Below are 7753 nucleotides of genomic sequence, written 5' to 3'. Positions count from 1 at the left end.
TTACTAGTGAAAGTTAAAAAAGCTAGCACAACAATCGGACGCGGGATGGAGCAGTATGGTAGCTCGTCGGGCTCATAACCCGAAGGTCGTCGGTTCAAATCCGGCTCCCGCAACCAATTTAACCAGCATAAGCTGGTTTTTTTGTACCTAAAAATCAATGAAACCCACAGTAAAATATGGGATAGAGCGGCATGCTAACTCGTCGGGATCAACTCTTTATAAATAACGGGCGAAGGTCATCAGTTCAAATCCACTTCAGCAACAGCATCCGAACTAAAAATTTAACCTGATTAGCTGATCTCAATGCGTTTTTTGGATTTCAAATTTCGCCATGAAGGTATCGGACAATATGACTCCGGCCATAGCACCAAAGGAAACGGTGAAAATCATGATGAAAGGTAGAGGTTTCAGATAAGCGGAAGTGAGAACACCTTGACCGAACCAGTGCAGTAAAAGACCAAGGATCATGACGCCAAAAGCGAGCTTATTCGCGGCAAAAAACATTGGAATTTCGAACGCCCACAACGCTTTATTTTCCTTAAATTGAGCGAAACCGAAATAGAGATAAAGCAGTAATGCCACGATAGCAATAGCACAAACACTGAGTACATAGCTTAATTGAGACGTCCCAGCCAAGACTTGATAGCCGATACGAATGGCATAAATACCGACACCCAACCAAAGTATCAGCAGTGGCAATAAAATGAGTCCCATTTTTTATCCTTAAAAGTTGAGATAGACACACACTTAGCACCTAAAGCGAGCTCTGAAAATGAGCGCTTAATGCTATCCCAGACCTCGGTTTGTGAAGTGAGCACTTGAAGTAAGTTCTTAGATTGAGCACTTAGCGTCAGATCTTATAGTAAGTACTTAAAGTTAGGACTTAAAGTTAGGATTTGGAATGAGCGCTTAGAGTCCGTTCTTAAAGTAAATGCCTTAAGCAACAGCTAAAATAGCGCCGAGATCAGCATGCTATTTTATCCGCGCCATATGATACACACTGACAAACTCACCATTTCTAAAAGCAAAATCCTTCGACTCACCTTCAATCACAAAGCCAAACTTTTTATACAGACCAATGGCGGCATGATTATCGGTATAAACCGTTAATTCAATTCGTTTTATATTCATCCATTTATCGGTAAGCTCAAGCATAGCGTTAATCAAGGCGCTGCCAACACCGCGGCCTTGGTAGCTGTCTTTTACCCCCAATCCAAAGGAGGCAACATGCCTGCGACGGGGTTGCTCGTACACCTCAAAACCCAACTCGCCGACAATTTCACCTTCAATCTCTGCGACATAGCGACTAATATGATTCGATGTTGCCGCAAGGCGTGACTCCCATTTATCGGTCGATGGCCAAGGGAGTTGTAAGGTACCAGTATAGGCATTTGGGCAGGCATATACGGCTTGAATAGCTGCGGCGTCACGCTTCTCTGCATGCCTAATCGTAATCTTTTCCAATGAGTCCCCTCCATGGTTTTCTAATAAAAAATACCTGTCCGGTTCAACGTACACAGAGCTAAGCACACAGATCTAAATCCACGAATTAGCTTAGGCACAAAGGCGCGAACACTGTGGTAAATCGCAACTTAGCCCGCTTCTTATCAAACCGACTTTACGGATGAAGCTCGCATAAGACAAGTATGAAATTTAAAAAACTATTGATAAACCTAGTTTTTATATGGGTAGATATCAATTGAAATGAGGATTGAAGCACAGCGCTATCTCCACGGCCCTATCACCACAACTCTGCCTCGACACCGATGTTAAAACACTGGGCAAATAAAAACCCGCTCAAGATAGGTTCTTGGCGGGTTTATGGGATATCGCGACACTTAAGTCGAGCCGAACCGTTCAGCATTAAAATTAAGCTAATATAATCAATCACATTACACTAACTAAACTGAGTCACTGTGTTCTGTCAAAGCGGTAAACGGCCATTGAATGACAAGGCTAACGTCGTGCTATCCACGTATTCAAGCTCTCCACCAACGGGTACGCCGTGGGCGATGCGACTGATCATCACCTTATGGCGTCTGGCCATATCAGCAATAAAATGCGCTGTGGCCTCGCCTTCTACCGTCGGATTGGTCGCTAAAATCAACTCGGCAACATCACCCGAAGCCAAGTGGCGCTCGAGTAACGCTAAACCTAGCTCTTCTGGCCCAACACCATCGAGTGGCGATAAATGACCTAAAAGCACAAAGTAGCGACCGGTGAAATGTCCACCCGCCTCAATGGCTAACACATCGGCCGGCGTTTCCACCACACAAATGGTGGAAGACGTGCCGCGTTTATGGCTAGCACAAATCGGACAGAGGGTTTCTTCAGTGTAGGTTCGGCAAGACTGACAATGACCGACGTCACTCATCGCACTGGACAGCGCACTGGCTAATTTAAGCCCTGCTTTTCTGTCGCGCTCGAGTAACTGAAACGCCATACGTTGCGCCGATTTAGGCCCAACCCCAGGTAAACAACGCAGGGACTGAATTAACTCATCTAACAGTGGACTAAATTTCATCGGCTATCTCAATTAAAATGGCATTTTCATGCCTGGAGGTAATTGCATACCACCAGTGACTTCGGCCATTTTAGTTTTTTGATTTTCTTCAATTCGACGGGCAGCGTCATTACAAGCTGCAGCAATCAAATCTTCCAGCATTTCTTTGTCGTCTTCCATCAGGCTTGGGTCGATTTCGACTTTACGTACTGTGTGCGCGCCTGTCATGGTGACTTTCACCAAACCTGCACCCGATTCACCCACCATTTCCATACGGGCGATTTCTTCCTGCATTTTGGCCATTTTTTCTTGCATCATCTGGGCCTGTTTCATCAGATTGCCCATACCGCCTTTTCCAAACATAGTCTTTTCTCTTCTATTAGGGTTAGTCGCAAGCATTAACGCGGCTAATCTTACTTAAATAAATGGGATTGGCAATCAATGCCGTTATCTTGTTAATAAACTTATGATCTCGATGCCGAGTTTCTCAGCAGCATTACTATAAATAGGTACTTTAAGCTCAAATTTAAACCACGGCGTAACAAATTAACGACCAAACTTTGCCCCTAGGACTCGTCGATTGTTGATAATCGATAGTGGTTAACTCGCGGCCTCAGTTAGCTCAGGTAAAGCTTGTATTTGCTGACTGCGTAAATTCAACAACTCAGGTGGGTACACTAAACTATCGGCATCGAGTTCGGCGCCCATACGTTGGATCAACCATTGCACATTGTCATCATGGATCAATGATTGATGCGCCTGTTGCAGCAACTCTTGGTGGAAACGCTTACGTAACTCTAAAGGCGTTTCCCGCTGTTCATCGATTCCTATGACCACTTGCACCCGTCTTGGGTTCCCGAGCGCAGCACTTAAGGCTTGCTCGAGCTGCACTATGGCCACATCGGCCGCTAGATGCTTCTGGTTTGGCTTAAGCAACAGCGGCAAAGGATCGCTCTGGGTTTGGCAAACGGAATTCACCGCCAATTGCCGCACTCGTCCGCCGATCTCTAAGCTCGCCATCAACTTGTACCAATGCAAATCTAATGGATGACCACTAATAGGTTGAGTCGAACTGAGCGCAACGTGTGTCTCCTGCGTGCGTTCAACAGCACTAGCCGTCTGATTTAGTGCATCATTAGCAGTGTTGCTAGCCTCTAAAGATCCTTGATCACCGTTGGCTGAGTCGACCTTAATTTCTGAGCCTTGAGCCACCATAACATCAGCAGCAACATCAGCGATATCATTATTGCCGCACTCAACCTGAGTCGTTTCGATAAGCTCAACCGTTAACTCTGCTTTTGGCTCAGCCTCCCAAGGCGGACGATCATATGCTGCCGGTTTGACTGGAACAGCAGAAACAGAACTAGCTGATTCTGCGATCGAAGATACGGATTGATGCAAAGTAATTGGCTCAAGATCTAAGTCAAAATCATCATCAAAATCTATTGTTAAATCGGGATCTAAATCAGCGGCGGGATCGGCAGAGAATGACGCTCTTGTCTTACTTGCATCACTTTTACTGGCAGGTTTTGATAAAGTGATCCCATTGGCTTTACTGTTTGGTGTCTTTAATTTTGAGTCCAGTGACGACTTTTTTTCATCACCGTCCTTAACACTTAAGGCATCAAGATCTGATAACAGTGAATCCCGCGCCGCCAACACCGCCGAGAGAATATCATCATCGGCTAAGGATGCGGAGGCTAGTGTTGGAATTGAAATTGGAGTAAGTGTCTGAGGAGACACTTGAGCCATTGCAGCTGACTGACTATCAACAGAGCCTTGCATGCCTACAGCACTTTGAATACTTGCTGCGCTTTGAACATCAGCAGAATGTTGAACACTATCTGAGTGTTGAACATTAGCTGAGTGTTGAACATCATCAGGCACAGCATGAGAGTCAAAGCTGTGATGAAAATCATCGTCATTGTAAGAGCCGGAAGAGAATTCAACATAAGCATCTTGATAGGAATCGAGCGGTGCTGACTCTTGGGCATAATCTCCCATCGCTGGATATGAATACTCGGCTTCAGTTCCATAGGGACTATGTTCATCAAGCCCATTTTGCTCAAGCGTATTGTTAGCGGTGGGATTGTTATCCAGTGTGTTCTCAGCAGCGCTGTTGTTATCAGCAGATGTTGAATCAACAAGCGTTTCAGCCATAGCTGGATTAACAATACTCGACTCGGCAGCTGCCCCGATTAATTCAGGAACTTCACTATTCTGAGCATCTAAACTCGCAACCGATGCTTCAATGTCAGCAACGGGTTCAGAAATGTGTATAGAAGGCGCTTGAGCGGTTGATACTGTTTGAGTTTGAGGCTCTACCTCAGCATTCACTGTGTCAGCGTTTAAGCTGTCAGCGTTAAATCCCTGACTCTGCGCCTGACTTAGAATCACCGCCTGTTCGGCAATTAATGCCGCATCCGCTTCGAGCTCAGCATCAAATGCCTGCTCTGAGGTATCTGCTGGCTCAATTGACACGTCAGCCATGTCAACAGCGTCCGCTTGCGCGGTTTCAACTTGCTGGTTAGCGCTAGTTTGCTCAATTAATGCTGTTTTTTTTTCAGCAGGCACTGTTTTAATGGTATGCGGTTTAGTGCTATGTGGTTCAGCAGTATGTGTTTCAGCAAACTGTTGTTCATTTACATGAGGAGCTTGCGCTGCAGCAGTTGCCGCAACGGGCGTTTGCCCTTCGGGTAAACGGATCTCAGCGACCGCTTCAGGCTGCCAACGCTTTACCGGCTTTTCTGGCACAAATGCGACTGCGCGTAACAGCGCCATCTCAAGACCCGATTTAGGATCGGGTGCATGGGGTAAATCTTTGCGGCCCGTTAATAAAATCTGATAATAAAGCTGCACTTGCTCCGGCGTCAGCTGCTCGGCAAAGGCGCGAATTTGCGCGCTATACAAAGATTGCTGCGCGGCCGCGGGGGCAAATTGGGTCAAGGTAATTTGATGTAACAGCTCAAGCAAACTGCGCAGCACTTCTTGGGCATCGGCGCCGTACGCGAGCACTTGGGCGCAAGTGTGCATTAACACGCCAATATCGGCATCGGTTAAGGCTTTAAGCAAGGCAACCACATGCTGCTCATCAATACTGCCCAGCATAGTTTGCACTTGAGTGAGCATCACATTGCCGCCACCAAAGGCGATCGCTTGATCGGTCAAACTCAAGGCATCACGCATACTGCCATTGGCGGCTTTGGCAAGAAGCTTTAGGGCTTCAGCATCAAAGAGAAATTGCTCTTGAGTCAAAATATGATTGAGCTGAGTGCCAATTTCGCTTTGGGTAAGGCTTTTTAAATTGAATTGCAAACAACGGGATAACACAGTCACGGGCAGTTTCTGTGGATCAGTTGTCGCCAAAAGAAATTTAACGTGCTCGGGGGGTTCTTCTAAGGTTTTTAGCAGTGCGTTAAAACTGCTGCGCGACAGCATATGCACTTCGTCGATGAGATAAACCTTAAAACGGCCACGGGTCGGACGATACTGCACATTGTCTAACAGCTCACGGGTGTCATCGACCTTAGTGCGGGACGCGGCATCGACTTCAATTAAATCGACAAAACGGCCTTGCGCGATTTCCACACAGCTACCGCAAACACCACAGGGAGTCGCTGTCACGCCTTGTTCGCAATTTAAGCCTTTGGCAAAGAGTCGTGCTAAGCTGGTTTTACCGACACCGCGCGTTCCCGTAAACAGGTAAGCATGATGTAAGCGCTGCTGGCTTAACGCATTGGTCAAGGCATGCAAAACATGGCTTTGGCCAACCATTTGATCAAATGTGGCAGGGCGCCATTTTCTGGCTAACACCTGATATGACATGGAACTCCCCAGAGTATGTGATACAAGAGCGGGAGCATGCGCCCCGAGAACTTTGAAAGATAACATGTCATGATTTGACATGCCATCAAACTATCCCAAGGCGCCTTTAGCTGCAGATTTATTCGCCTTCAAACTCACAAAGTTTAACCAACTCAAGCCCTAAAGCGGTTAAACGTGCTTCACCACCTAAATCAGGTAATGAGATCACAAAGGCTGCATGTTTAACTTCACCGCCCAGTTGGCGAATGAGTTTAACGGTCGCTTCAATAGTACCGCCAGTCGCGAGTAAATCGTCAACGACTAGCACTTTGTCATTTGGATTAATCGCATCGGTATGAATTTCTAGGCTATCGTGACCGTATTCCAGTTCATAGCTTTGGCTGATAGTCGCACGCGGTAATTTACCCGGTTTACGCACAGGCACAAAACCCACACCCAATTCTAAAGCCAACGGCGCACCGAATAAGAAACCACGGGCTTCGGTGCCCACAATTTTGGTAAAGCCTTGGCCACGATAATGTTCAACTAACAAGTCGATGGTCGCTTTATAGGCGGCTGCATTCTCAAGCAAACTGGTGACATCTCGAAATAAAATCCCTTCCTTAGGATAATTAGGAATCGTTTTAATGCTTTGCTTTATCAAGGATAAGGTTTCTGTATTCATAGCCATCATATTTACTTAATAAGTTACTTAATCAATTCACCAACCTAGCGTTGGCGGTATAAAACAAAACGTCCACACTGGGTGGACGCATTGTCGAAAGTCGGACAAAGCTTATGCCGCTTTAGTTTTAGTTGCAACAATCACAATGCACAAGTGATGGAAAGGTTATCAATTTGTGCCTCAGATCAAACCCTGTCGACACAGTGTTACATCCCCTCACCCATGACGCGACGCAAACGATTTGCCACACATTGAATCCACAGTGTCGCTCTATTCCGCTATTTCAGGGATCCCTTTGAGATACCAGAGTAAGACGAGTGCCATCACGAGCAGCAAACCTTTTACCCAAAGGATAGGCACCACAATAATGCTGACACTAAAACTCAGCGCGCTGACGACCATAGCTTTGCGTTTCAACCCCTTACGCATTGCTCGCTGCTCTTGCCACTGGGTTAAGGCATCGGCAAACCAAGGATGAGTCATCAACCAATGGTGTAAACGTTCACTGGAGCGGGCAAAGCAAAAAGCGGCAAGCAAGATAAACGGCACGGTCGGTAGCAAAGGCAGCACGATACCGAGTAAACCCAAGGCTAACGCGGTTAAACCTAACAATAAAAATAATCCGCGCTTTAATACCATCGATTTACTTACCCTTTATCAGAAAAACAAAAGCCACTCTAAGAGTGGCCAATAGTCTATGCGCTCGAGATTAACGCTCGCTTAAATTAGACCTAAGTGCTTTAACCAAGACAGGCTTGCTG

Annotated in this window: 7 protein-coding genes and 1 tRNA gene; 1 reads left to right on the top strand and 7 read right to left on the bottom strand. The window is 46.3% G+C overall.

The window, feature by feature from the left end; all coding sequences use genetic code 11:
- The first annotated feature begins 39 nt into the window (after window positions 1-39).
- Window positions 40-116, top strand: a tRNA-Met gene (locus Q4Q54_RS18355).
- A 184-nt stretch (window positions 117-300) separates the two neighbouring features.
- Here the strand turns inward: Q4Q54_RS18355 and Q4Q54_RS18350 are convergent.
- The 7 genes from Q4Q54_RS18350 to Q4Q54_RS18320 form a co-directional block, all read right to left on the bottom strand.
- A complete protein-coding gene (locus Q4Q54_RS18350) occupies window positions 301-714 on the bottom strand; it encodes a hypothetical protein (RefSeq protein WP_063883044.1) in 414 nt (137 codons plus the stop codon).
- Window positions 715-972: 258 nt separating this feature from the next.
- Entirely contained in the window at window positions 973-1464 is a 492-nt protein-coding gene (locus tag Q4Q54_RS18345; protein ID WP_311989206.1) for a GNAT family N-acetyltransferase, read from the bottom strand.
- A gap of 460 nt (window positions 1465-1924) precedes the next feature.
- Entirely contained in the window at window positions 1925-2524 is a 600-nt protein-coding gene (gene recR / locus Q4Q54_RS18340; protein WP_006082081.1) for a recombination mediator RecR, read from the bottom strand.
- A gap of 12 nt (window positions 2525-2536) precedes the next feature.
- Window positions 2537-2866: a YbaB/EbfC family nucleoid-associated protein gene (locus tag Q4Q54_RS18335; protein WP_028759630.1), complete on the bottom strand. Its 330-nt coding sequence runs from the start codon at window positions 2864-2866 to the stop codon at window positions 2537-2539.
- Between the two features lie 237 nt (window positions 2867-3103).
- On the bottom strand, window positions 3104-6409 hold the full coding sequence (gene dnaX / locus Q4Q54_RS18330; protein ID WP_311989205.1) for a DNA polymerase III subunit gamma/tau: 3306 nt from the start codon (window positions 6407-6409) through the stop codon (window positions 3104-3106).
- 37 nt (window positions 6410-6446) lie between these two features.
- A complete protein-coding gene (gene apt, locus Q4Q54_RS18325) occupies window positions 6447-6998 on the bottom strand; it encodes an adenine phosphoribosyltransferase (RefSeq protein WP_086010671.1) in 552 nt (183 codons plus the stop codon).
- A 264-nt stretch (window positions 6999-7262) separates the two neighbouring features.
- Window positions 7263-7631, bottom strand: coding sequence for a YbaN family protein (locus Q4Q54_RS18320; RefSeq protein ID WP_311989204.1), 369 nt, complete (start codon window positions 7629-7631; stop codon window positions 7263-7265).
- Between the last annotated feature and the right edge of the window lie 122 nt (window positions 7632-7753).

Origin of the sequence: Shewanella sp. SP2S2-4, from assembly GCF_031932025.1 — a bacterium.
GTDB classification, from domain to species: Bacteria; Pseudomonadota; Gammaproteobacteria; order Enterobacterales; family Shewanellaceae; genus Shewanella; species Shewanella baltica.
Note: the sequence above shows the minus strand (reverse complement) of the source record. Positions and strands in the feature narration are given on the sequence as shown.